This is a genomic window from Bacillus cereus group sp. MS39 (genome assembly GCF_040448665.1).
Classification (GTDB): domain Bacteria; phylum Bacillota; class Bacilli; order Bacillales; family Bacillaceae_G; genus Bacillus_A; species Bacillus_A wiedmannii.
Window position 1 is genome coordinate 3,720,699 of sequence record NZ_CP123058.1, and the last position, 25,664, is coordinate 3,746,362.

Below are 25,664 nucleotides of genomic sequence, written 5' to 3' on the forward strand. Positions count from 1 at the left end.
AATAGTATGAAGTATTATATATCGATAAAGTGAAACTTTAATCAATGGGGTTTTGTTCATCCCCCACTGATTATCAACCCTCACCAATCAGACTTTTACAGGCAGCCCGCAAATAGCGGGGTAAATTGTTTCAAATTCATTTTTCTATATAGTTATCACTACCTTTACTATTCCGATATACTTAAACTATATTTTCTACTTATTCATTACATGAGAGAAGGAATGTAACTCTCTTCTATCGAATTTTTTATATAACAAAAATGATTAGGTGGTGCTTTACTATGAAATTAGCTGTCATTGGTGGCGGTGATTTACAAGATTCAAATCACTTGCCTATTAATGAGCGACTTATAGAATTAACAAATAAACAGTATCCAAAAGTATTATTCATCCCTACAGCTAGTCATGATGATGAAAGCTATATAAAGTTATTTTTAGACACGTTCGAAAAACAATTACACTGTGAAGTACAAATTTTACGTACTATAGCTGATACACCTTCTAAATATGAAATAGACGAAATGATTCAGTCTGCTGATTTAATTTATCTCGGTGGCGGGAACTATATTCACATGCTTACAGAATGGAAAGAACTTAAACTCGATGAAAAATTACTATTGGCTCTTGAGCAAGGAACACTCATTGCAGGCAATAGCGCTGGTGCTATGTGTTGGTTCACATCTAGTATCCGATCAAATTATGAAGGTTCTGGTTATATAGAGTGTAACGGTTGGGGGATTGTTAACAAAAGGTTTTGTCCACATTATAATCAATTAAATAGAATGAACGCCTTCCATTCCTTTTTACAAAATCATCAAGGTAATATAGAAGGAATTGCACTAGAGGATAATTGCGCTTTATATATTACAGAAGAATCTTTTGAAATTATCGGTGAACCTGAAAAAGCGTGGGAGTTTTATATGAGCGATAACAAGCTCATTAGACAACATTTTGATATCACTTTAAAAAGCTATTTGTAAACATACACTTACAAAAAATGTCCCTAAGTATAATAACTTAGGGACATTTGCATGATTTAACTCACTAATCGTGTAATTCGTTTCTTCTGCCATGAAAGCTTATAATATGCATACTGTAATATTAAGCTAACAATAAATGCTGCTGGGTACCCAATCCATATCCCTTCTATGCCAAGACTTGTATGGTAAGAAAGGTAATACGCTACAGGTACTTCAACAAGCCAAATTGATACAACTCCGATAACAGTTGGCCATAATACTGTACCACTCGCTCGCATTGTCGCACTAATAATTTGCGCATGCCCGAAAATTAAATAACTCCATAACGTAATCATAACTAGGCTATGAGCAATTTCAATTGTAGTTTGACTCGTTAAAAATAGTGATAGAATGTCTCTTGAGAACAAGTAAATAAGAGATATTAGCACACCACCGATGACGTAGTTCATAATAATTCCGGCCTTCACAACTTTCTGCAATCTATCAAATTGATTCGCACCAATTGATTGTGCTGCAAAAATGGAAACTGTAATACCAAGGCTAACTGCTGGCATTTGTACATAACTTGCAACCTGGTTCACAACGCCATAAGCTGCTGTTGCATCCGAACCATAACGATTCACAAACGCGATTACCGCAATTTCAGATAATGAAACTAATATCATATTAATACTCGCTGGAATTCCGAGTCGTAACAATAGCTTCAATAACTCCCTATCCATGCGAAGATATTTCCTTACCGTACTATCTAATTGTAGTGGGTGATTTTTCTTCTTTAAATACACTAGCATGACAATAAACGTAATCACTGTAGATATAACAGAAGCATAGGCTGCTCCATACACATCTAATTTCGGAGCTCCTAACCATCCAAAAATAAGAATTGGTAATAAGATCATATTTAGCGCTGTACTTACAATTAAAAAGTAAAATGGCGTTTTAGAATCTCCTGTACCTCTCATAAATGTTGTGTATGCAAAATATAAAAATAATACTGGCATCGATATAAATAAAATACGTGCATAATGAACACTTATATCAATAATATTTTCTGGCGTTCCCATTAGGCGCATAATATCCATCGCAAAAATACTACCTATTATCGCCAACACAACTCCAATAATAAATGTAAATGTCAGTGTCGTACCAACGATAGCTTTTAAACGATCTTCGTTTTTAGCACCAAACGCCTGACCAATTAAAATAGAACTCCCTGAACCAATACCAATTACAAATGAAACGAGTAAGAAAAATAGTGGAAAGAATGCTGATATAGCTGCTAAATCATTAACGCCAAGCCATCTTCCTACTACTACCATACCGAATAATTGTCCAATCGATTGTAATACATTACTTAATAGTAACGGTACTAAAAACATGGACATCGATTTCCAAATCGGTTTACTCTCACTTTCTAACTTATGTGACTCCGCACCTTCTTTATTGTTATCTGTAGGTGGTTTCAAATTTCATTTCTCCTTTTATTAAAAATCTGTTTTTCAACTTCTATTTCTTTGTATAGTTGTTATAATAATGTGCCTCTATTTATTTTCTTTTCCATATTATCATAACTTTACCCAATATTGGCTTCCATCTGCTGTTCTATCTAAAAACCCATATTCGATTAAATACCTTCTTAAAGTTACAAAATCCGGGTATACTCTTTCTATGATAGTATTTACTTCTTTTTCAGTGTACTTTTTATTACTATCAAACTTCGTTACTAAATGGCGTAATATAATTAATTTACGCTTTTGCTTTTTCGGAAATGTAGAAAGCGGTCCATCTAATCCTTCTGTAAAATGTGCTTTTAATACTTCATCATTTTCTTCTTCCGTAATATTGTAACGATCATCTACCATCGTTGCTGTTCTATGAATGGGTACAAATTTCGTTTGTACTTTTGATTTTTCTTCTGACAGTTCCATTAACGCTAAAAACACTTTCGCTTGCTTCATTTTCTCTCGAAGTGTAAATCGATGATTACGAATGGTTGATGTACTTCCGCCATCCATCTCTTTTACAATCTCTTTATCATTTAGCCCCATATAGAAAAACTGAACCATTTTCTTTTGCAAATCCGTTAAACCAGTATACTTCTTATCAAGGTTTAATAAATAATCAAACATAGACGTATGTTCATTTTGCACATGCAATTGTACAAACTTCTCTGCTTCATACAAAACCTGATTATCTTGATAAATAACCCCCTTAATAAACGCTTCTCCACAAGCTAAACAAATATACTCCTCTGCTTCCGCTTCAAATACATACCCTTTCTTCAATTCTTCTACCGAAGCATCCCAAAACTTCTCTGAAATATCATTCATACTAAACACTCCTTTAAAACGTTTATTTAAAGACCAAACAAATCACATTAACGTTTATCACCACTTCACCATCTTAACATAACATAAATAAACATTTCAACGTTCCGTTTACCCATTTTATAAACTTTTATAAAAAAATCTATTAAAAAACTAAAAAAGGGACTTAAAACAACGAAAAGCGAATGTATTTAATAAATGAATTACGATAGGGTGTGAAACAAAACATGACTATTCTGCACGACCCTTGGTTTACTGTTAAACAAATCGCTCAAAATACATATGCAATTAGTGAATATGGACATTGGGAAAAAGTACATTCCTTCTTACTTATAGGCGATACTGCTGCAATTCTTATCGATACTGGACTAGGTATCGATGATCTGAAGCGTATAACTGACCAACTAACAAACTTACCAATTACTGTTGTCACAACACACGTCCATTGGGATCATATCGGTAGTCACGCACAATATGAAGAAATCTATGTACATGCTTTAGAAGCAGATTGGCTCATTAACGGCATAAAAGGACTTCCTATTACTCAAATTAGGCACGACATCGCTCGTGATATTACTTTACCTACACCTAAAACATTTCAACCTGAAACATTCAAACCCTTTCAAGGAACACCAACAAAATTACTACAAGATGGAGATATGATTGATATCGGAAATAGGAAAATTCAAATTATACATACGCCAGGTCACTCACCGGGGCATATTTGCCTATACGATTATGAAACTGCTTTTTTATTCACAGGAGATTTACTGTATGAAGGCACGATTTTTGCATTTTATCCATCAACAGACCCTGTAGATTTAGTTCAGTCTCTAAATAAAATTACAAGCCTCTTTCCTATTAAACAAATTTTTGGTTCACATCATACCCTCGGCCTTTCACCTGTTATATTGAAAGAAGTGAAATATGCTATTCAATATTTAAATGATAAAGAGCTGATTAAACATGGGACTGGTATTCACATATTCCAAAACTTCAGCCTTCAATTTTAACTACAAAAAAGGTGTTTCCGTATACGAAAACACCTTTTACTCATTATATATTCTATTTACAACCTCTACTAAAGCTTTACTTACCTGTACAAATGTATGCTTTCGGTTTCCATCCTCAATAATTTTATTAGCACAACTACCCATAATTATCATACAAATAATTATGACTAACGCTACCTTTCTATTCTTGTAAGTCACTTCAGGCCACTCCACTATTACAAAACTTCTTTTGAATTTATCCCATCAAGAAATTTTACATGAATAATAAGCCGAAGGAATATGCAATTCTGCATATTTACACGTTTTATCACGATGTTATGATTTAATTTAGTTAAAGAACACGTATACCGGGGTGACTAACTTGAAATTTAAAGCGAAAAAAAATCCATTTCACGTCATTTTTATTTCATTATTTATAATCATTTTTTTCATTTCGTTATTCTTCCAAAATAAAAATTCTATTTTTTTCACTCTCATGATGCTGTTAAATGTCGTAAATCTTTCTTCCTTCTATTTTTCTCATTACCATATAACTGCTTCATCTCTTATTGTAAAACACGGTTTCATATTTCGTACTGAAATTCCATTTGAAGACATTCGTCACGTTACATACTCTGGTAAAAAACTTCATTCAAAAAAATGGACTAGACAGCAATTAGAAATCCATTACAATTTATTTGACTCAGTAACTGTTTTTATACCCCAAGAAGAAGAAAAGTTCATTTCAGTCTTAAAAGAAAACTGTCCGCATATGAAAGTATTGAATATGCCTGCTAACAAATAATATATTGTGGCACAGTAATACAAATAGATAAGATAAATAATAAAAAAGCCAAGATTCTAAACAAAGAATCTCGGCTTTTTTATTACTCTTTCGGAGCAATCATTTTTTTCGGATCGACAATTTCATCAAATTGTTCTTCTGTTAGTAGTCCAGATTGCAATGCTGCCTCTTTTAAAGTTAACCCATCTTTATGAGCATGCTTCGCAATTTTCGCTGCATTTTCATATCCGATATGCGGGTTTAATGCTGTAACAAGCATTAATGAACGATTCACATTCTCTTTAATTACTTCTTCATCTGCTTCAATACCAACTGCACAATTATCATTAAATGAAACAATTGCATCTGCCAATAAGTGAGCGGATTGTAAGAAGTTATATGCAATAACTGGTTTAAATACGTTTAACTCAAAGTTACCTTGGCTCGCAGCAAATCCGATTGTTGCGTCATTTCCCATCACTTGCGCTACAACCATCGTTAACGCTTCACTTTGCGTTGGATTTACTTTACCTGGCATAATAGAGCTTCCTGGCTCATTTGCCGGAATAATAATTTCTCCTAGACCACTACGTGGACCACTTGCCAACCAGCGCACATCATTAGCGATTTTCATTAAATCAGCTGCTAATGCTTTTAATGCACCATGCGTATATACAACTTCATCATGGCTCGTTAATGCGTGGAACTTATTTGGTGCAGAAATAAATTGCTTACCTGTAAATTTGCTAATTTCCTCTGACACCATCTCACCAAATTTAGGATGAGCATTAATACCTGTTCCAACTGCAGTACCACCAATTGCAAGCTCTTTCATATATGTATTGCTCTCAGCAATCATACGCTCTGTTTTTTCAAGCATACGGTGCCATCCGCTAATTTCTTGTCCTAATGTTAACGGTGTTGCATCTTGTAAGTGTGTACGACCAATTTTTATAATATGTTCAAATGCAGTTACTTTTTCTGCTAGCGTTTCTTTTAATTTCGTAATTGCTGGTAATACGTGATTTTCCACTGCAATTACACATGCTACATGAAGCGCCGTTGGGAATGTATCATTTGAACTTTGAGACATGTTCACATCATCATTCGGATGAATATGTACGTCAGATTCCTTCTCTTTCAAAATTTGATTCCCTCGATTTGCAATTACTTCATTCACATTCATGTTTGACTGTGTACCGCTACCAGTTTGCCATACGACAAGTGGAAAATGTTCATTCCATTTCCCTGCAATCACTTCGTCAGCTGCTGCCACAATTGCTTCTGCTTTTTCTTCTGATAGCTTTCCTAATTTTTGATTACTAAGTGCTGCACTTTTCTTTAAAATGGCAAATGCTTTTACAATTTCAAGCGGCATTTGCTCTGTTCCAATTGGGAAGTTTTCTTTACTACGTTGCGTTTGTGCTGCCCATAATTTATCAGCTGGAACTTTTATTTCTCCTATTGTATCTCTTTCAATTCTGTACTCCATTTTTTCATCCCCTTGAAAATAAAATACCTACATTTCTCATTTTAACAGAATCTCACCCAAATGATAAGAATTCTCACTCGTATATATAAAAAAAATACCTCCTGCCATCGCAGAAGGTATTTTTTATGATGCTTGCTTTCCTTTTTCAACGTCATCTACATACCAAATGAACTTGCCTGTGTATCCGTAAATAACTGCTAAAATTAATGAAACAAAGCTTAACCACATAAACGGAACGTATGAGAACGTTGCTACACCTAAAATACCAGCCATAAAAATACCATTATCTGACCACGGAACCATACCAGAAGTTAACGTTCCACCTACTTCTGAGTTACGCGCTAATACACGTCGGTCTATTTTTAATTTATCATAGCTATCTTCCATAATTTTCGGTGTTAAAATTAATGATACATACATCGCACAACCAAATATATTAGCTAAGAATGCTACGATTAATGTAGACAATGTTACATTACCTGCAGAATTTAATTTCTTCTCAAATTTTGATACAATCACTTTTAAAACACCTAGTTTTTCAAGTAATCCACCAAATCCTAAACCGAAAATAATAACGGCTACTGAGCCAAGCATACCGTTAATTCCACCACGGTTTAATAACTTGTCAACAAACTCAACACCTGATTGAATTGAGAATCCGTTATACGCTGTTCCAATCGCCTCTCCAAAGTTCATTCCTTGGAAAAGAGTTGCCCAAATTGCACCAATTAAAGCTCCCATTGCAATTGTTGGCATAGAAGGTTTCTTCATCGCTAATAAAGCGATAACAATGACTGCCGGAACAAGCATCCATATTTTAATATCAAATTCCTTTAATAAAGCTTCTTTTAAAAACTCTACTCGATTCAAATCTACATTATCGCCGCCATACATCCAACCAGCTACAGTAAACATAATGCTAGTAATAATGTAAGCCGGAACATCTAATACGAGCATAGCTCGAACGTGAGCAATAACGTCTACTTTCGCCATAGAAGCTGCAAGGACTGTGCTATCAGAAAGTGGTGATAATTTGTCACCGAAATAAGCTCCTGAAAGAACTGCACCAGCAACAAGCGGAAGTGGTAAGCCAAGTCCTTCACCAATCGCCATCATAGCAATACCTGCTGTTCCAACTGTTCCCCATGATGTTCCTGTCGCAATAGAAGTTATCGAACAAATAATTAATGTTGCTAATAGGAATATGCTAGGGTGAATAAACTCTAATCCATAATAGATTAATGTTGGTACAACGCCACCAGCAATCCAAGTTCCAATTAAAGCACCTACCGCAACTAAAATCAGTATTGCTTCTAATCCGTTAGAAATCCCTTTCGTAATTGCATCTTGCAATTCTTGATAACGAAATCCTAATCTTAATCCAAGCGCAATTACTAAAAACCATGAAATAAATAGCGCTAATTGAATTGGGAGATCAAAAATCGTTTGGAAGGAAAAGACAACAGCAAGAAATAGTAATAAAAGAACTATGATTTCTAGCATCGATGGTAATCTTACACTTTTCATTTTTTTCTCTCCTTACAAGTCGATAACATGACGTGTGTCGTCTTACATGTATGTAATATACAATTAGCGAAGACAAAACAAAATTTTCATATTATTTCGATTTATTTTTCCAGTATAATATAACACCTTTTCTATTGTAAAAGTAGATGTTACTTTTCGCAATGGAAAATATAAAAAATGTTACATTTTTATATAGAACAATCTAAAAATAACTTTTTTAATATTTGCCACAACAAAACTTTTTACTATTATCCTCCCCTTTTATGGAATACCATTTTTCTCCACAAAAAAGCACACATCATTAAAATGATGCATGCTCTACTTTTATTTATACATATTTTGTATTTCTTCTTTATTTTTAAGTATTTCCACAAACTGATCGCTACAGCCTTTCGGAAATAACACTCCGAGCCCATAGGAATGCTCAAACTGAAAATGAGGGTACTTTGCCTTGACCTCATCCCAAAATTTATACACACCGAAGTTTCGATTTTTCACCTCAATATCATGAAATAACACAATACCGTTATTCGCAAGTTTCGGTAGCCATGTTTTATAGTCATGAGAAACTGCTTCATACGTATGATAGCCATCAATATGCAACAAATTTATCGTTCCATCTTGAAACTGATCCACGGCCTCATCAAAAGTAGACCGAATTAAATTCCCTATTTGAGGATAACTCGTGCTCACAAATTTACTCACTATTTGAAAAACACCTTCTCCATATGGACCTGTGTGCTCATCTCCTGCCCAAGTATCTACAGCAAAGCATTTTGTAGATAACCCTTCATCTTTTACCCCTTGGCAAAAACTGAAAAAAGAAGCTCCTAAATGTGTACCTAACTCAACTAATATTTCTGGCTTTTCAAATCTTACTAAATCATAAGCGAAGTTTAAATGTCCCACCCAAGCAGAATTCATACGAATATATGGACTGTATTGATCAAATTCAAATGTTGGTTTATGAGTAACCCAGCTCATCACATTTCTCCTTCTACACATATTTTTAACAAACCAAATTACTCTTATCTTTATTTTTTTATCCTCTTGATTATGATTTATTTTTATAATTTTATCTCGCTTTATTTCACCTCCTCACTTGTATCGTAAACATAACTGGAACTACTAAAATTCCCACCTTATAACACAGAAATTTCAGTTTATTTTTTATTCATTTTGTGATATATTGCATATTGTATCCGAAACGAATTTGTAGAAAAGGAGAATAAAAACTATATGGATCCAAATCGTTTAAAAGGAATCATTATGGTTGTAATTGGTGCTTGTTTATGGGGATTGTCCGGAACAGCTGCACAACAACTTTTTCAATATGAAAATGTTTCTACTGAATGGTTAGTTACAATTCGTTTGCTTATATCTGGCATTATCTTGCTCATGATTTCATCATTCGGAACGAGAAAAAAAGAAATATTCGGCATATGGAAACAAAGATCTGATGCTACTAAAATAATATTGTTTGGCCTATTCGGTATGCTTGCTGTACAGTACACGTACTTCGCTTCTATTAAAGAAGGGAATGCTGCCGTCGCAACATTATTGCAATATTTAGCTCCTATATTTATTACTGTATACTTACTTTTCAAATGGAACGTTCGACCATCAAAAATTGATTTCATTTCCATTACCCTTTCATTAGTAGGCACTTTTCTCTTACTAACAAATGGGTCTGTTCATAACTTGGCTGTTTCTACACCGGCTATTATTTGGGGTATTTTATCTGGGGTATCTCTTGCTTTTTATAGTTTATATTCCAAGGAATTACTAGAAAGCTGGTCTTCCTCTGTTATCGTTGGATGGGGCATGATTATTGGGGGTATTGGCGTTACGATTCTACACTTTATTTCTACAAACGAATTCATTTTATTATCGACTATGAAATATGTAAAACTAAGTACCCTACCGCTCATCACATTTGTCGTCATTTTCGGAACACTGATTGCATTTTATTTATACTTAGACAGCATACGATACCTGACTCCGAAAGAAACGACATTATTCGGTTGTACTGAACCACTCGCAGCTATTATTTCTTCTGTACTTATATTACACGTACCCTTTCAATCTTTTCAGTTATTAGGGGCTTTTTGTGTCATTGTAATGGTGCTCATCTTAAGCCAAAAACCGGATGAAGGGAAACAGGAATTAAAGTTTGTTCATGAGAAAAAAGAAAATATACAATGAAAGGATTGAATTCACTATGCCTATCCCTCAAAATTATAAAAAACAAGGAAGAGTTTCGGCAAAATCACTCGTTTTAAATCAACTACAAGATTGGATTATTGAAGGTGTACTGCAGCCTGATGAAAAAATTAATGATGGGGAGTTGGCTGAAGCACTAGGAGTAAGCAGAACACCTGTAAGAGAAGCACTTCAAATATTGGAGCTTTCTGGATTAGTGGAAATGGTACCTGGGCAAAAAACAAAAATTGCTCCTATTAAGTTAGACGACATTCCTATCATTTATGAAACGATGGCTGGTCTTCACTCTATTATAGGAAAGCAAGCACTTCAAAACATTACAGACGCTGATTTGAAACTACTTTCTGAAATAAATGCTGATTTTCAGCGCTCTATAGAGACGAAAAACGCAAAACAAGCTTTAAAACTAGATATACAATTTCACAATACAATTTCTTCTATTGCTAAAAACCAATATATTGAACCCTTTCTAGAAAATATGCAACTTCACGTTTTACGCCTTGAATATTTGTTTTTCCAAAACTTTGTTCCAGCAAGTCAATCTATTGAAGAACATCACTCTATCATTCAAGCATTGCAAAAGCAGGACGAAAAACAAATGGAACAAATGATGTCTCAAAACTGGCTCCGTCCAATGAAAGAAATATCAAAAATAATGTCTACGAAATAATAATAGAGCTGGTTACACAAAATCGTAACCAGCTCACCTTTTACTAATCTATATAGTTATGCCTGAATATCTGCATATTCTTCCATATCTTCGTACTCTTTTTCCAATTCCTCTAAAGACAGCTCGTATAATTGTCGGTCGCGAATTTTAAACACACCTGCTCCAATTAACTCATCAATTAAATGCCTCTTACGATTTTCAACAGCAAAACGGAGTTGACTACTCATCTTTTAAAAAACTCCTTTCCACGATCATTGAAAATGATAATCTTTATCAATTACCACTTTTGATTATAAAAGATGACTCTTTATAAGTAAAGTAATTTCATGAAATATTTACCTTACAAAGTATTTGTGGCCACATTATATATATGTATGCCGTGCGAAAAATGTTATGACACATTTTCTTATCCTTTTTCTTTCATACTTTGCAAGTTGTCTCACTATGATTAAATTCACCATCTATTTCCACTTGAATGGTGACATGTTCTACATGAAACTTCTCCTTTAATACATCCGTAGCCTCTTTTAATACATTTTGCGTTTCATCACCTTTAATAATCAAATGGCAAGTTAATACTTGAAAATCAGATGTGACAGACCATATGTGCAAATCATGAACTTCTTTTACAACCGTAATATTTAATAATGTACTTTTTACCTCTTCAACATTTATGTGCTGGGGTGCACCTTCCATTAATATATGGACCGTATCACGTGTTACACGCCATCCACTAATAATGACTAAAATAGACACAAGAATACTAGCAATCGCATCTGCAACAGTCCATCCGAAAAATTTAATAAGTAGCGCAGCAATAATCGCTCCAACTGATCCTAATAGATCGCCTAATACGTGTAAGAAAGCACTTCTTAAATTCAAATTCCCCTTCACATCTCCGCCTCTCATTAATATCCAAGCTGATAAAATATTAATAAGCAGACCAAGTACAGCAATAATGAGCATCCCATTACTAGCAATCTCAACTGGCTCTTTAAAACGGCGAATTGCTTCAATAAAAATGTATACTGAAATGACAATAAGAACGACACCGTTACATAATGCCGCTAACATTTCGACTCGCTTATACCCATATGTTTTCGCAGTTGTTGCTGTTTTTTCTCCGAGCTTGAACGCAAGTAAACTTAACGCTAAGGATACTGCATCACTTAACATATGCCCCGCGTCAGATAATAGTGCTAAGCTATTTGTTACAAATCCCCCAATAACTTCAGCAATCATAAAACTTGTCGTTAATACGAAAGCGATTAGTAGCGCTTTTTTATTGTTAGAATGACCATGATCATGTGAATGTCCCATACGAATGCTCCTTTAAGTGCAATATCTGTATGTTAGTATGAAACAAACTCCCCCTCTTTATCCCCCATTAACTGCCCATAAACGTCCGCTTCCTCTACCTACACACTTCGATATTTTTCAAACAAGTCCTTTTTCTCAACAAAAAATAAGACTACTTCTTTTTCAGCTTCATATTGTTTACTAATGAAAGAATTTTTAAGGAGGTTACTAAAATGAAACGTTTATTTCTCTGTATGGAGCGAGAACTTGTTGTAGTGAAAGAACAATATGGTCACTTTGAAACAGCGTGTCACTTACAAAATATGCAACCTACCTGTATCGCTGTTGATCCATTTCAAAAGAATCGTGTATACTGCGGAACATTTGGACGAGGTTTATGGTTAAGCGACGATGGCGGAGATTCGTGGAAACCGATTGGAGATTCATATCGTTACTTTGATTTCCCTAAAGAAGATGGTATTTTACACTCTTCGATAACTTCCATTACGATAAGTCCTAATGAACAAGTTAACGGCTATGGCGTCGTTTATGTCGGCACAGAACCGAGCGCTTTATTCCGTTCTGAAAATGGTGGTGAAACGTGGACTGAACTTAAAAATATGAAATCATTATTATCTTCTTATACGTGGGCTTTCCCGCCTAGACCTTTTACCCATCATGTTCGCTGGATTACAGTTGATCCAAACAATCCAAATACAATCCATGTTTCAATTGAAGCTGGTGCTGTTATTCAAAGTAATGATAGAGGGCATACTTGGATTGATAAAAAATTCGGTGCTCCTATCGATGCGCATCAATTGCTTATGCACCCTGAAGCTCCAAATCGCCTTTATGCATCATGTGGTGATGGTTTTATGGGCGGACCTGATCGCGCATACCTTGAAAGTTATAACAGTGGAAACAGCTGGATCTCATGCAGTGAAGGACTTGAACACCATTATTTATACAGCATGGCTATCGATCCGGCTGATTGCGATACAATTCTCGTTTCTGCCGCACCGAGTGCTGATCTCGCTCATCACCGTATACCTTATGAATCTTTTATTTATCGTAAAACGAAAGATACTCCGTTCCAGCAAGTACAGCAAGGACTACCATCAGCAATCGGTACAGTTATTTCGATGTTTGCGACAAACGAAGCAGAACCACATACATTTTACACTTTAAATAACAATGGCGTGTTTCAATCCACTACTAGCGGCGAATCGTGGGAACAACTAAACATTCCGTGGAAAGATGAGTATAAAACGCAGCATCCGCATGCATTGCTCGTTACTAGTTCTTAACGAAAAAAAGACTGCCTAATGGTTTTAGGCAGTCTCTTTTTTATTTCTTTAAGTCAATTACAATATCATCTAACGCAATACCCTTATTGCCTCCCAATCTTCGAGGCACAAAACGCTCCTTTACTTCTCCTCCAACTATTGTTACCGAGCCGTAATTTTCAGGAGTGTGAATTCTTAAATTAACGTAAGGCGTTATTATTAACTTAGTCGCATTCTCATTAAGTTGTTGGAATGTTTCACTCCAATTAAAATTATAAGGATCTTCACCTGAGCCTCCATTTCCTTCTCCATAATACTGATTACCTATATCATCTCTCACTTTTAAATCAACATCCACTCCATCCCATACACCTCTTATTTCTTGAGCTACTTCTTGGTTGTAATATAGAATAAACGACATGGGTGTTATTTCCATTCTCTCCATATTAACTTTTACACCATCTTTTTCTGCACTACCTCTAATCAATTTCTCTTTATTTTCTATTCCTTTTAGATTAATATTAAAATTCCAATCTCCTTTTATCTCTTCTTCTGTTTCTAAAATGTTTATACTTTGTATACTCCATTCAACATTCACTGTAGTTCCTTTATTACTAACTAGATCACTACTTGTTTTTATTAAACCTTTATATTTCCTATCAGCGACCTTAATAATTTCATTGCTTCCTGATTGGGCACCTGCTCCTTTAATAGTTAAAAAATCCAACGTACTTGGATTTTTGCCTAAATCTCTGTTACTTTCTATAGAATAGTTTATTGATACTGTCTTACCATCGAAAATCGCATTATTAATCGTTATCTTAATTCCATTTCTTTCTTTTGTCATATTTAGTACTGTGGCGTATTGTTGATAATTATTATGAAGCCCCGTTTTCTTCTCTGCGTCCGCTTTATAATTTTCATATAACCCTGTTCTACCATTATCTAAAAATCGGAATATATCACCTACAATTGGCAATCCCCCTGCATATGTAGGAAACCCAATACCAAGCGTTGCAACTGATAACCCTACTAACATAGATGCAACAGCAACACCTTTTTTCCAATTTTTCATCTTTTTCTTCATACGTATCGATTGTTTTACATTACGTTTCACTTTTTCTTTTTCAATTTCAGAAGCCTCAATTTCCTCAAGTTCTTTTTCATCTATATCAATATCATTTAATAATTCATAAATGTCTTTCATATTGCACTACCTCCAAAACTAATTTTCGTAGCATTTTGTTGTAGTTTCTTTTTTCCACGGTACACACGATTATCGATCGCTGCCCGAGTTAACCCTAACTTGTCTCCTATTTCTTCTGTCTTCATACCGAGAAGATATTTCATAATGAACACTTTTTGATCTAACGGTTCTAATTGATTAATAAGCTTCAATAACTCTTCCCTATCTTCCATAACGATTAATTCGTCTTCCGCTGACTTTTCTGTACTAATATGAAACTCATCTGAAATAATTTCTACTTTTCTAGCCGCTTTCCGGTAATAATCAATCGCCTTAAATTTTGCAATTGCCGCTATCCATTTTTTAAAATCACTCGGCTCTCCATGAAATTTATTTGCGTTATTCCAAATGGAAAGAAATATATCGTTTACACATTCCTCTATGAGTCCATCATTTTGAACTGGAAGAAGAACTTTGTGCGTTATTCCTTTTATGAGTGGTAAGTATGTATCGACAACGAATTCTAGCGCATCTTCTTTTTGCCGTTGTAATCTTTTTATAAAATTTTTCTCATTTGATTTCATGTAGCGATTCCCCTTATTTTTTTGTAAAAGCTTTTACACCCTATATAACGTCTTACAAAAAATTTTCTCTCATCTTTTTTTATTTTTTGTATGTTATGGAATACTTTCCCTACGCCATTGTCTCACATAACTATGTATTACAAGAAAATTTTCTCAAGTCTGCAATTTAATTCATGTAGTACACTATTTATATGGTCATCCTTTAACTAGATGTACATTTTATTTCGTTAATCTACTTTTCAACATTTTAAATTAGGAGATGAGATGTGTATGTGTGGAATTACAGGTTGGGTAGATTGGAAGGAAAACCTTTCAAATCAACATGTTATTTTAAAAAAGATGGCAAATCGTATTCAGCATCGTGGGCCTGATGCTGAAGGGTTTTGGTTTTCACCTCGTGCGGCCTTTGCACACCGGCGTTTAATTGTTATTGATCCAGAAGGCGGGACACAGCCGAAGACATTTCGTGCTGGTGATTATACGTATGCTCTTACTTATAATGGAGAAATTTATAATTTCCGTGAACTGAGAGAGCAACTTCAACAGTGTGGTCATGCATTTGAAACGCATTCAGATACAGAAGTATTACTACATGCATATTTAGAATGGAAAGAAGACTGTGTACAACATTTAAACGGAATTTTCGCTTTCGCCTTATGGGATGATCAGAAGCAACAACTGTTTTTAGCACGTGATCATTTAGGCGTAAAGCCACTCTTTTATACAGAAAGAAATGACAGTATTATTTTCGGATCTGAAATAAAAGCATTATTAGCTCATCCATCTGTTCCTGCTGAAATTGATGCGGATGGCATAAATGAAATATTTGGATTAGGCTTATTTCGAACTCCAGGATGTGGCGTCTTTAAACATATTCAAGAAGTACGTGCTGGACATTCTATAACGTTTACACGTGATAAAAAAGTAGTTAAGAAGTATTGGAATTTAGAAAGTAAGATTCATACAGACTGTACTGAAGATACATCATCACATATTTTATCTATTTTACAAGATACAGTAAAAAGACAATTAATTGCCGATGTTCCTCTCGTCTGTATGTTATCAGGCGGATTAGACTCTAGCGGTATTACTGCACTTGCGGGTAAAGAATTTGCTGCGGAAAATAAAACACTTCATACGTATTCCGTTGACTTTGTAAATAGTGCAAAAGATTTCGAGCTGACATTTGCTCGCACTGGTTTAGACGCTCCTTGGGTAAAACGTGTTTCTGAACATGTAGGGACATCGCATCATGACATTATTGTGAATGCTGAAGAATTAGCAAATCACTTATTCGTTCCCCTCCGTGCAAAAGATTTACCAAGTGCTGGCGAAATGGAAACTTCACTATATTTACTATTTTGCGAAATGAAAAAAGATGCGACTGTAGCTTTATCTGGAGAATCTGCTGATGAAGTATTTGGTGGGTATCCCTGGTTTCACCAAGAAGAATTACTATATGTCGATAAGTTTCCTTGGCTAACAAATTGGAAAAACACTTCTCCTCTTCTATTAAATGAAGTAAATAACCAATGTAACTTAGAAGACTATATTGATACACGATTCCAAGAAGCAATTCTTGAAGTCCCTACTCTTGAAGGTGAAAGTAAAAAATCCGCAAAACAACGTCAAATGTTTTATTTATTTTTAACGAGATTTCTCCCATTCTTACTTGACCGTAAAGACCGTATGAGTATGGCTGTAGGATTTGAAGTTCGTGTACCGTTTTGCGATTATCGATTAGTTGAATATTTATGGAACGTTCCTTTCGATATAAAAAGCATTGATAATATTGAAAAAGGCATTTTACGTAGAGCACTGCAACCTGCTTTACCTGACGATGTACGCAATAGAAGAAAAAGTGCTTACCCAACTTCACAAGATCCACATTATTTACAAACAATCCGTCATTTATCACTCGACTTGTGCAGTAATAAAAACAATCCTATTTTCTCACTTATTAATCATTCCACATTACTTGCCATTGCCGATGAAAGCAATAAAGAAATTAACAATTTTGAAGCAAGAAGTGCTATGGAATATATGCTACAAGTAAATGAATGGTTGAAAACGTATCATATTCATATTGCTTAACAAAAAGGAGTTCAAGGATAAAAACCTTGAACTCCTTTTATATTAATTAGCACATTGTTTATTTTCAGTGTCAATAGACCACCCAATAATAGTGGCACAATCTCTACCTTTCCACTGCAGTACATTTGTTAATACTGGCTCAATCTGTAAGCAACTTCCGTCGTGCAATATTTCTACTAAAGATTGATCATCATCAAACCTTCGTTTATCACACTCTAAAATACCGTCCGTTGCCATTACAATGTGATTCATTCCTTTTTCTAATCCTCTGACACCTGACGTAAAGCAAGGTGTATTTGCTGCGAAAATATTTTTCCTACCAATATATTCGTAATTCTTCCGTTTATTTAACCGCCCTTTACCATTCTTCGTTTTTTCAGAATGGAATAAATATGCGAAGCAATCGCCAACTGATAGCCAATATAAAAATTCGCCTTTTCGCAAACAAATTAAGCATGCAAGTTCCTCATCATCTTGATCACATTTTTCAATAAACAACTCATCTGTAAATAACGCTAATAAGTACATATGTGTATGATGAAAAGCTAAATGTATCGGGTAGGAAAATAACTCTTTTAATTTCTCTTTTCTTTCTGAAATTGCTTCTATTATATAATTTATATTTTTTGTTTTGTGGTGTGTATCAAAAATCATAACAAATTCAAATTGTAATTTAGGATCCCACCAAGCAAGCACCGCATCTCCTCTTTCATATGCATCACTTTCTTGATTTCCCCCATATACGCCGACTGAAAGAGGACCACATTTTTCAACATGTATTTCATCTACATACATCTGCTCATGACTCATCCATTTAAATGTATTCACAGCTATCATCCTCTCTCTTGCTAAATGTATACCTTTACACATAGATTACCTTATATTTCAATAAAAATAAACTTTTTCAACATTTTTTATCCAAATAAAAGGATTTTATCTCTATACTAACGAATATATCTTATTATACGATATAAAAATAGGGGGATTTATCATTATGAAAGACATCAATCAACATTGGGAAAGTATTTATTATCACTTACGATATGAATATGAAGACAACCTTTCCCACCAAGCCATTCGTATTTTACAAATCGCTTCTCGTGAGAAAGATATAACAATTGGAAAAGTCGCTACTGAGCTTAGTCTCTCTCATAACACAGCGTCTGAACACGTAAAACGCCTTATTCAAAAAGGGTTTATCATGAAAGAAAGAAACAAACAAGATGAAAGAGTTGTGAACCTTACTTTAACGAAAGAAGGCATTGAAGTATTAGAAAAACATACTTTACTCGATAAAGAAAAGATAAAAATATTAGAATCACAGTTATCAAAAGAAGAACAACAATTAATTGAAAAAGCCTTTTCGTTATTAGCGAAGGAGGCAAAATATGCATTTCCTCGTTAAAGTAATCGTTTCGGCACTTATTATTGGCGTTATTACTGAAGTCGCTAAACATTTTAGTACGATAGGCGGCTTTATTGCTGCCCTTCCTCTCGTTAGTTTACTGAGTCTATTTTGGATTTCTTTCGAAGGCGGGAACAAACAAGAATTGAGTCAATTTGCTATAGGCGTACTATATGGATTTCCTGCATCCGCACTACTATTATTTATCGTTTATATTGGTTTAAAAAACTCATTTTCACTTAGTACATCGGTCCTATTCGGTGTAGGTGTTTGGTGTATTATTTTTGCTTGCCAAAAATTATTTCAAGCTTAGTTAGGAGGGTTTACTATTTATAAATTTGTAGAGGTATTGGAGCAAACTATAGAAGTATATATAAAAGGAAGTAGTAAACAAACGGTAGTTATTCAAACCGGAATGAGTTGCTCATTTTATGATTGGTTTCCTATTATAGAAAAGCTTTCAGAGCACTTTACAGTCGTTTCATACCATCGCCCAGGTTACGGAAAAAGTGATTTAGGCAATCAGCCGCGTACAATAAGGCAAGTTACAAAAGAGCTACATATGTTACTAAACAAACTAGCTATTCAAGAGCCATTTATTCTAATCGGTCATTCCTATGGAGGATTATGTGCACAACATTTTGCGATGTTACATGAAGATAAGCTGCAAGCACTTATTTTAGTTGATTCTACTTCGATGAACTTACACCGTTTAGATGAACTTCATTTACCAATTTCTGATCAAACTGATTCTGATGATGTTTGGTTTCAAAAATATAATATGTATTCAAAAATGGATGTAGACACACTTTATAACGAACTAAAACCTATTCTCACCGATCAATCAAAACAGCAAATTGAATTCTCTACCTCGCCTTCATTATATAAAGCGACAGCTTCTGAACTATCGGCGTGGAAAAACTGTGCTCTCTCAATAAAAGAGCTATGTAAAACATTAGAAATACCATTAATCGTTATCGGTAGAGATCCTCAATATTCTATTACTCAATTGACTAATGGCGGCATGCCAAAAGAGGAAGCGATACAACTTGAAGCAATGTGGCAAGAACTGATTCATGAACAATTACAAATCTCAATAAATAGCCAATATATTCTTGCCGAACATGCTGGTCACGGAATCGAAAATGATCGACCAAATATTATTATTGAAGCAGTTCAATCTCTACGAATAAAAAAAGGAAGCAACTAACGCTGCTTCCTTACTTATCTATTCATAATCTTCTTCATCATCGATTTCTTCATAATACGAATTCCCATTACTTACATATATAGGGCCATTCGCAACGTCAATACGTAATACCCATGCCCATGGCACAGCTAAACGTTTATGTATTGCTCGCCAAAAGCTCATTGATTTTCTTTCGTACTCCTGGAACTCCTGAAGTAACTCTTTGTAGGAGGAACCGTCTAACTGAATATTTGCTTCTAACAAACGAGAATGGGCATAGTACTGCAGCTCTAGTTCAGCAGCAATTTCCATTTCTTCTTCCGTTGCCATACCAATAATTGCTCCATCTGCTGGTGCAATTTCATATACGTTGTGAACTTCAATAAGCCCTTCTTTCTCTTTCTCAAACATGTAAACAGCCTCCTTTAACATATATTTTTTATGTTACAAAGTCATACTTCTACAATAACATCTCTCTTTCCTCTTTTTTTGATAAACTTTTACAAATTATTTATCTGATAATCTGTAGACTGTATTCTTTCAGCAGAAATGAAACAATTATTATCAAAAGTTAATTTATACACGTCAGGCATATGAAGGGTTTTCCAAAACTGAAAATCATATTTCGAATCAAAATAATTCATGAGTAATACCATAATATTCCCATGAGTACCTATTACAATATTCTTACCTTTATATTTTTTTAATATACTTTGCATACATATTACTGCGCGTCTTTGTGCTACATCATTGGATTCTCCGCCTTCGTATACAAAAGTCCAGTCTTCCCATACCTTCTTAAGAGCATCATTAAAATCCTGTACTGGTTCTTTACTTAATAGCCTTTCCCGTAAATCTTCTTCCAGTTGTATTGATAAATTATATGTATTCGCAATTCCTTGCACAGTTTGCATTGCCCTTTTGTACGGACTAGAAATCACAACATCAATATGTTTATCTTTTAATAAGCGTGTTACATGCTGCGTATCTAACAAACCTTTTTCAGATAAAGGCCTTTCCCATTCTTCTTTTGTATATGTAGAGTGGGCATGGCGAACGAAATATATTGTCGTCATTTATTCATCTCCCTTTTCCGTTTCTATCCAAATTCAATACATTACCATCAAATCCCTTTACCTTTATAATAAGTGCTGTCAAATTTAAATGTTGATTTTCATATTAATAAAAGGGAAACACCTCATATGGTATTTCCCTCAATTAAAATAGACTACATTCAATTAAATACTTTATCAATTTTATTTCTATCGTATTCTAATATCCAATCATTATATGTATTATAAATATCCCTAATTGTATCAGGAGAGGTAGCTAATACATCACAACCTCTATCATCATAAACGTGAAATATAGTATTCTTGTTTACATTTATAAAATACACCCTATGAAAAATACTCGGTTTTATTCCCATATCTTGATTACAAATTGCTTTTAGCATAGAAATGTATTTCAAGTCAGAAACTTTACATTTCAAAATATATCTATGTGTTTTATATACCCCGTCTTCATCGTCTTCTGGAAAAACATAAGGGATTGTATTTTTCTGTAACTTAAACAAATCGAACTTCTCTTTTACATACTTAGAAAAGATATTCAATTTCCGTTTGAAAGTTTCACCGTCTGCATAGTCATTTACATCCACTACAATATAAATATCATCTTTTGTTGCATGTAAAGACTGAAATAAAGTAATCGCTCTGTTATAAACGCCTTCTAAATATGAGCAATTTTCATAAATGTTATTGCAATCATAGTTCACACCTAATCTAAAGCGAATACCAATAGCCCCATTATAAAATAGAGGTGGTCTAAGTTCTAAATTTGGAAATGTTTCAAGCATATACTCACTCAACCTCATCTCAACACCTACCTTTAACAGCATCTTGTTTACATAATAAAATTATTCTATTATAATTTATTTCTGAATTCCTCACTTGTTATAATATCTCGAATAAAATAATCTACATTATTTCTCAGCTTTTGATATGCAACTTGATCTTCTATATCGTTAAACATAATGACAACTTCTACTTTATTCCCTTTCTTATCTGTAGTATACAAGCTTTTTGTCAATACGAATGCGGTAGATCCACCTTTTTGACCAGCAAATTCAAACTTGCTATTATCAACTGTTCCTTTGAAAATATTCTCGATTTCTTCTTGCATTGATTTTGGAAAATACTTTCTACTATTTATTTTTCCCATTATACTCATATAATCTTTAGCGTTTGCACCTACTAATCGATCTGACCAAATTCGCTGAAATTCCATATCTACCTTTAATGGGATATCCCGTTTTTTCCATTCTTCTTGATCTTTCATCCATTCATGAATTTGTAACACATGTTTAGTATACTCGTCCTTTGACATGTTACGTATCATTTCTAACGATTGATTTTTTGGCTCGTGAAGCTCTTTTTCTACATACCCTCTCATATATAGTGAAGCAGTATACGAAGAGAACTTGTCATGACTAGTAAGCTCTAATTCTTTTATACTTTCATTCACTCTCTCTATTCCAAGCTTATCTAACAAATATGTTGTATTCGCATTAGAACTATAATGAATCATCCCTTTAGCCACTTCTTCTAAAGCGATCCGTCCATTTTGCACTAACTCTCTCACTTTTGCATCTTCTAACCAGTCAGGATGCGCTCCACCATCAGTGTTTTTAACATAATATTTTTCTAACTCCTGCAATGAAATTTGTTCATTACGGCTTATCTTTCCTTCTGACACTTGCTTAGCAAATTCAACTGCTATGACGATTTTTGCCGTACTCGCTAATGGCAATTTTTCATTTTCATTTATAGATGTTAATACTTCCCCATTTTTTCTAATTAGTACTGAACAAGTTTCATCATCTTTATGTTCTTTTATGTACTTTAATACGTAATCAGGATCTTCTTTTGACAAATAGTACTTCATAATAAAAAAGAAAGCTATAACGGCTACTATAATGACTCCTGCAATAATTCCTATAATCTTTAATATGTTCACAATATGCCCCCTCTATAAATTCCCTTCTATATAATAATTATAACGAATAAAAATACAAAATTATACAAAACAGAATAACTCTTCCTAAAAAAGAAAGAGTTACTCTATTTCACATGATGTTATATGTCCATTTAACGTAACAACTATATTTGAGTCGTCACTTTCTTTAACGCTATTTAGTCGATTTGAATTAGGAGGACCAATTACAACTGACTCCTTAATTGGCGAAAGTTCCTTTCCTAATTTTTCTGCACTTACACCGTATGCAGCTTGAAATACTTCTGGTGGTGTTAATCTAAGTACGTCTGATCCTTCTGCTGTTTCAAACTGATCGTTATTGAAGAACAAATGCAATTGTACTTCTTCTGTTACCGCTGTGATCCAATGCCACCATCCCATTGGAATAAATACAGTTTGCCCCGCTTTTACATGATAATTTTGCAATTGATTCGTTTCGGGATTTAATATGGATGTAACTGCTTCTCCTGATACAACAACATCCAACTCCCACGCATTCGGATGCCAATGCGGTTCTCGCATATGCCCTTTTGTCATAAACAAATCAACAAACGCCCCTCCTATCATCGCTGGTAACTGCGTTGACGTAACTTCATATGCAACGTTTTTCTCATCCCTTTTAAAAAAGATATTTTTTCTCGAATCAAAGAAAAGATTTGGAGTTCCTGAGCTTTTCTTTAAATTTTTATTATCTGGAACATAACCTGAACTACTCATTTTATCCCTCTTTTCCACTCCGAACATTTTCATCTTCACACTGTATCGTATGGAAAAAATGTATGAATGTGCCTAATCATTCACATAACAAAAAAACATGCCTTCATAATGAGAGCATGTTTTGTGATATTCTTCACATTATTTAGTTAAAAAATAAACTTTTTACTTACCATGATGTAACATTAAATCACTAAGTTCTTCTTCAATGTGATTTAATTTCGCAACGCCTTCTTTCCATTTATGAATATAACGTGAAACCCCAACAAAAAACAAAACAATAATTGTGGAAAGAATAATACCATATACGATTGCTACAGTACTCATAGTTACACTTCCTTATAATTAGTAATGTGGTTATTAGTTATATTTTTATTATAAACCTTTTTCTTTTAAAATACTTCGATTTCAACTTTTTGTAACAAAATTGATTTTTCTAACATTTCGTTCGTAAAAATGGCATATTTTTCACAAATTATACAAAACTTCACCATATGTACTATTACCATATGAGTTATATTATTAAATAGAATAAAGGGGATGATATACTATGACGACTTGGTTTATTGTAATGTTAGTTGTATTTGGGGCATTTAAAATTATCGTTTCTAGCCTTCCTAACACTGTTATTGAATCCATTATTAGCAAGTACGAAACACATCCACAACTTGAAGAAGAGAATTCGACTGTTACAATCAATGGCAATAACGTAGAAGGTGAAAAGAAATCCAAAATTATTCATGATTTTAACGAAGGTTTATTTTTAGATCGCTATTATGCACCACCTCACAATGAGGGCACGCCTTTAATTATCAATGCAAAACGTGGCAAAAAAGATTTTACATTTTATATTTATAGTCATGAAGAGCATGTTGATGTTGTAAAGCAACATAAAAAGAAAGTAGTTGCTTATAGTTTACGCTCTAAAAACCTTCAAAATAATGATATGTTCGTGTCAGCTGATTTAGCTTAATACTCATATATTAGAAAAAGGAATCCATAGAATATGGATTCCTTTTTACTATTCACTGAAAAATAAGCTCTGTCTTCAAACTATCTTTCGGTAACAACCATCCTTTTTGTTCTAAACTCTTCATTAATAATTCTCTTTGTTTTGTTGCAATACTTTCCTCATTTGTTTTAAACGACACTTCTATTACGAAATCATCTTCTATTTTCCCTGTATTACTTAGTGGCCAAACTTCAATATTCGTTTTAATATTTTCAAATTCAGCTGTATACCTTTTCATTAATACAGGGCCATAAATACGAGAATTTTTGAGCATTTCTTCTCCCCAATTCGTATACAACCATTTGTTCATTTTCCCTGGCAACTTTTCTATTAACATGTTTTGAGCAGCTCGTTCTTTTGGTAAATCAAGTACTCCATATCCTTTAGCACTGTAGCTTTTCTTATTTGAAATACTTAACGTTTTCTTCTCAAATCCCCAATCTATTTCTGCCTCATAGTTATCAGTTTTACTATCAAATCCATCCTTTTGAGCCACTTCTAGTGCATCTTGAATTACACCATTTTGAATCGGATATCTTTTTTTATATGTTAGCTCAAAATCTTTACTAAATTCTTTCTTTCGAATTCTCGCAAACCACCCTTCATTACTTAAATTTTTATTTGCCGTATCTAAAAATTGCACTTGTATGCTTTCATAATTTGTACCAGCCTGAAAATATTCTAATATCTCTTGGTTCATTTCTTTGTTGTAACCTAATACTTGTTCTGGCTTTAATAATAACTTCACTTCAAAACTAGGTTTCATTGGACTAGTAGCAAACCCTTCCTGAACGTTATAAAGGAAACAACAAAAGAAAATGCTTACGAATACAAATACTTTTTTCATATACCTATCCCCTTTAC

General features: G+C 33.9%; 30 protein-coding genes. 11 read left to right on the top strand and 19 right to left on the bottom strand.

All coding sequences use genetic code 11. From position 1 onward, the window contains the following. Positions 1 to 281 precede the first annotated feature (281 nt). Positions 282 to 980, top strand: a complete 699-nt coding sequence (locus QEP67_RS19250) for a peptidase E (RefSeq protein ID WP_000762124.1) — start codon at positions 282 to 284, stop codon at positions 978 to 980. 56 nt (positions 981 to 1,036) lie between these two features. On the opposite strand, the gene QEP67_RS19255 is transcribed toward QEP67_RS19250, so the two are convergent. Both QEP67_RS19255 and QEP67_RS19260 read right to left on the bottom strand, forming a co-directional pair. Beyond that, positions 1,037 to 2,446 carry an MATE family efflux transporter gene (locus QEP67_RS19255; RefSeq protein ID WP_000804152.1) on the bottom strand — a complete coding sequence of 470 codons (1,410 nt, stop codon included), beginning with the start codon at positions 2,444 to 2,446 and terminating at the stop codon, positions 1,037 to 1,039. Positions 2,447 to 2,545: 99 nt separating this feature from the next. Beyond that, on the bottom strand, positions 2,546 to 3,310 hold the full coding sequence (locus QEP67_RS19260; protein ID WP_000997954.1) for a DUF2087 domain-containing protein: 765 nt from the start codon (positions 3,308 to 3,310) through the stop codon (positions 2,546 to 2,548). Between the two features lie 224 nt (positions 3,311 to 3,534). Here QEP67_RS19260 and QEP67_RS19265 point away from each other — a divergent pair, with 224 nt between their 5' ends. Next, the gene (locus QEP67_RS19265; protein ID WP_000153818.1) at positions 3,535 to 4,320 is read left to right on the top strand and encodes an MBL fold metallo-hydrolase; all 786 of its coding nucleotides are present in this window, start codon (positions 3,535 to 3,537) and stop codon (positions 4,318 to 4,320) included. 36 nt (positions 4,321 to 4,356) lie between these two features. On the opposite strand, the gene QEP67_RS19270 is transcribed toward QEP67_RS19265, so the two are convergent. Continuing rightward, positions 4,357 to 4,518, bottom strand: coding sequence for a hypothetical protein (locus tag QEP67_RS19270; protein ID WP_002108596.1), 162 nt, complete (start codon positions 4,516 to 4,518; stop codon positions 4,357 to 4,359). Between the two features lie 163 nt (positions 4,519 to 4,681). Here QEP67_RS19270 and QEP67_RS19275 point away from each other — a divergent pair, with 163 nt between their 5' ends. Then, complete coding sequence (locus QEP67_RS19275; RefSeq protein ID WP_000669059.1) at positions 4,682 to 5,104, top strand: PH domain-containing protein; 423 nt, start codon at positions 4,682 to 4,684, stop codon at positions 5,102 to 5,104. Between the two features lie 82 nt (positions 5,105 to 5,186). On the opposite strand, the gene fumC is transcribed toward QEP67_RS19275, so the two are convergent. The 3 genes from fumC to QEP67_RS19290 all read right to left on the bottom strand — a co-directional run bounded on the left by fumC (position 5,187) and on the right by QEP67_RS19290 (position 9,086). After that, a complete protein-coding gene (gene fumC, locus QEP67_RS19280) occupies positions 5,187 to 6,575 on the bottom strand; it encodes a class II fumarate hydratase (protein WP_000456596.1) in 1,389 nt (462 codons plus the stop codon). 123 nt (positions 6,576 to 6,698) lie between these two features. After that, positions 6,699 to 8,102 (bottom strand): Na+/H+ antiporter NhaC, encoded by a 1,404-nt coding sequence (gene nhaC, locus QEP67_RS19285; RefSeq protein ID WP_000843982.1) that lies wholly within the window; start codon positions 8,100 to 8,102, stop codon positions 6,699 to 6,701. A gap of 324 nt (positions 8,103 to 8,426) precedes the next feature. Next, complete coding sequence (locus QEP67_RS19290; RefSeq protein WP_000119206.1) at positions 8,427 to 9,086, bottom strand: class I SAM-dependent methyltransferase; 660 nt, start codon at positions 9,084 to 9,086, stop codon at positions 8,427 to 8,429. Positions 9,087 to 9,341: 255 nt separating this feature from the next. Between QEP67_RS19290 and QEP67_RS19295 the strand changes: the two genes are divergently transcribed. After that, positions 9,342 to 10,307 carry a DMT family transporter gene (locus QEP67_RS19295; RefSeq protein ID WP_000371448.1) on the top strand — a complete coding sequence of 322 codons (966 nt, stop codon included), beginning with the start codon at positions 9,342 to 9,344 and terminating at the stop codon, positions 10,305 to 10,307. Positions 10,308 to 10,323: 16 nt separating this feature from the next. Next, a complete protein-coding gene (locus QEP67_RS19300; RefSeq protein ID WP_002108598.1) occupies positions 10,324 to 10,995 on the top strand; it encodes an FCD domain-containing protein in 672 nt (223 codons plus the stop codon). A 56-nt stretch (positions 10,996 to 11,051) separates the two neighbouring features. Here QEP67_RS19300 and fbpA read toward each other — a convergent pair whose 3' ends face one another. Then, entirely contained in the window at positions 11,052 to 11,222 is a 171-nt protein-coding gene (gene fbpA, locus QEP67_RS19305; RefSeq protein WP_000098304.1) for a Fur-regulated basic protein FbpA, read from the bottom strand. Between the two features lie 193 nt (positions 11,223 to 11,415). Next, positions 11,416 to 12,315 (bottom strand): cation diffusion facilitator family transporter, encoded by a 900-nt coding sequence (locus tag QEP67_RS19310; protein WP_000510062.1) that lies wholly within the window; start codon positions 12,313 to 12,315, stop codon positions 11,416 to 11,418. 212 nt (positions 12,316 to 12,527) lie between these two features. Here QEP67_RS19310 and QEP67_RS19315 point away from each other — a divergent pair, with 212 nt between their 5' ends. Continuing rightward, positions 12,528 to 13,601 (top strand): exo-alpha-sialidase, encoded by a 1,074-nt coding sequence (locus QEP67_RS19315; protein ID WP_000825325.1) that lies wholly within the window; start codon positions 12,528 to 12,530, stop codon positions 13,599 to 13,601. Positions 13,602 to 13,641: 40 nt separating this feature from the next. Here the strand turns inward: QEP67_RS19315 and QEP67_RS19320 are convergent, their stop codons facing one another. Together QEP67_RS19320 and QEP67_RS19325 are read right to left on the bottom strand one after the other, a co-directional pair. Continuing rightward, complete coding sequence (locus tag QEP67_RS19320; RefSeq protein WP_000653114.1) at positions 13,642 to 14,787, bottom strand: DUF4179 domain-containing protein; 1,146 nt, start codon at positions 14,785 to 14,787, stop codon at positions 13,642 to 13,644. Next, positions 14,784 to 15,350 carry a sigma-70 family RNA polymerase sigma factor gene (locus tag QEP67_RS19325; RefSeq protein ID WP_000840021.1) on the bottom strand — a complete coding sequence of 189 codons (567 nt, stop codon included), beginning with the start codon at positions 15,348 to 15,350 and terminating at the stop codon, positions 14,784 to 14,786. The genes QEP67_RS19320 and QEP67_RS19325 overlap by 4 nt, the downstream gene beginning before the upstream one ends. Positions 15,351 to 15,620: 270 nt before the next feature. Between QEP67_RS19325 and asnB the strand changes: the two genes are divergently transcribed. Continuing rightward, on the top strand, positions 15,621 to 17,444 hold the full coding sequence (gene asnB / locus QEP67_RS19330; RefSeq protein ID WP_000333947.1) for an asparagine synthase (glutamine-hydrolyzing): 1,824 nt from the start codon (positions 15,621 to 15,623) through the stop codon (positions 17,442 to 17,444). 42 nt (positions 17,445 to 17,486) lie between these two features. On the opposite strand, the gene QEP67_RS19335 is transcribed toward asnB, so the two are convergent. Further along, positions 17,487 to 18,314 carry a protein phosphatase 2C domain-containing protein gene (locus QEP67_RS19335; RefSeq protein ID WP_002108602.1) on the bottom strand — a complete coding sequence of 276 codons (828 nt, stop codon included), beginning with the start codon at positions 18,312 to 18,314 and terminating at the stop codon, positions 17,487 to 17,489. A gap of 124 nt (positions 18,315 to 18,438) precedes the next feature. Here QEP67_RS19335 and QEP67_RS19340 point away from each other — a divergent pair, with 124 nt between their 5' ends. The 3 genes from QEP67_RS19340 to QEP67_RS19350 are packed head-to-tail and all read left to right on the top strand — an operon-like array spanning position 18,439 to position 20,059. Further along, a complete protein-coding gene (locus QEP67_RS19340; RefSeq protein ID WP_000651925.1) occupies positions 18,439 to 18,849 on the top strand; it encodes a MarR family transcriptional regulator in 411 nt (136 codons plus the stop codon). Then, positions 18,833 to 19,162 (top strand): DUF3147 family protein, encoded by a 330-nt coding sequence (locus tag QEP67_RS19345; RefSeq protein ID WP_000545622.1) that lies wholly within the window; start codon positions 18,833 to 18,835, stop codon positions 19,160 to 19,162. The genes QEP67_RS19340 and QEP67_RS19345 overlap by 17 nt, the downstream gene beginning before the upstream one ends. A gap of 36 nt (positions 19,163 to 19,198) precedes the next feature. Next, positions 19,199 to 20,059 carry an alpha/beta hydrolase gene (locus QEP67_RS19350; protein WP_000438349.1) on the top strand — a complete coding sequence of 287 codons (861 nt, stop codon included), beginning with the start codon at positions 19,199 to 19,201 and terminating at the stop codon, positions 20,057 to 20,059. Between the two features lie 18 nt (positions 20,060 to 20,077). Here QEP67_RS19350 and QEP67_RS19355 read toward each other — a convergent pair whose 3' ends face one another. From QEP67_RS19355 to QEP67_RS19385, 7 genes are all read right to left on the bottom strand, one after another. Beyond that, positions 20,078 to 20,449 carry a hypothetical protein gene (locus QEP67_RS19355; protein ID WP_016088485.1) on the bottom strand — a complete coding sequence of 124 codons (372 nt, stop codon included), beginning with the start codon at positions 20,447 to 20,449 and terminating at the stop codon, positions 20,078 to 20,080. Between the two features lie 89 nt (positions 20,450 to 20,538). Beyond that, positions 20,539 to 21,114: a histidine phosphatase family protein gene (locus QEP67_RS19360; protein ID WP_000208303.1), complete on the bottom strand. Its 576-nt coding sequence runs from the start codon at positions 21,112 to 21,114 to the stop codon at positions 20,539 to 20,541. Positions 21,115 to 21,272: 158 nt separating this feature from the next. Then, positions 21,273 to 21,914: a DUF3885 domain-containing protein gene (locus QEP67_RS19365; protein ID WP_151035377.1), complete on the bottom strand. Its 642-nt coding sequence runs from the start codon at positions 21,912 to 21,914 to the stop codon at positions 21,273 to 21,275. A gap of 50 nt (positions 21,915 to 21,964) precedes the next feature. Continuing rightward, positions 21,965 to 23,056 (bottom strand): serine hydrolase, encoded by a 1,092-nt coding sequence (locus QEP67_RS19370; protein ID WP_353706378.1) that lies wholly within the window; start codon positions 23,054 to 23,056, stop codon positions 21,965 to 21,967. Between the two features lie 99 nt (positions 23,057 to 23,155). Further along, the gene (locus tag QEP67_RS19375) at positions 23,156 to 23,791 is read right to left on the bottom strand and encodes a cupin domain-containing protein (RefSeq protein ID WP_000098968.1); all 636 of its coding nucleotides are present in this window, start codon (positions 23,789 to 23,791) and stop codon (positions 23,156 to 23,158) included. Between the two features lie 162 nt (positions 23,792 to 23,953). Further along, positions 23,954 to 24,115, bottom strand: coding sequence for a hypothetical protein (locus QEP67_RS19380; RefSeq protein WP_000108701.1), 162 nt, complete (start codon positions 24,113 to 24,115; stop codon positions 23,954 to 23,956). A gap of 65 nt (positions 24,116 to 24,180) precedes the next feature. After that, positions 24,181 to 24,297, bottom strand: a complete 117-nt coding sequence (locus QEP67_RS19385; RefSeq protein WP_001987133.1) for a hypothetical protein — start codon at positions 24,295 to 24,297, stop codon at positions 24,181 to 24,183. 41 nt (positions 24,298 to 24,338) lie between these two features. On the opposite strand from QEP67_RS19385, the gene QEP67_RS19390 reads away from it, so the two are divergent. Continuing rightward, complete coding sequence (locus QEP67_RS19390) at positions 24,339 to 24,761, top strand: YfmQ family protein (RefSeq protein ID WP_000214602.1); 423 nt, start codon at positions 24,339 to 24,341, stop codon at positions 24,759 to 24,761. Positions 24,762 to 24,813: 52 nt separating this feature from the next. Here QEP67_RS19390 and QEP67_RS19395 read toward each other — a convergent pair whose 3' ends face one another. Further along, positions 24,814 to 25,647, bottom strand: a complete 834-nt coding sequence (locus tag QEP67_RS19395; RefSeq protein ID WP_000755336.1) for a hypothetical protein — start codon at positions 25,645 to 25,647, stop codon at positions 24,814 to 24,816. Between the last annotated feature and the right edge of the window lie 17 nt (positions 25,648 to 25,664).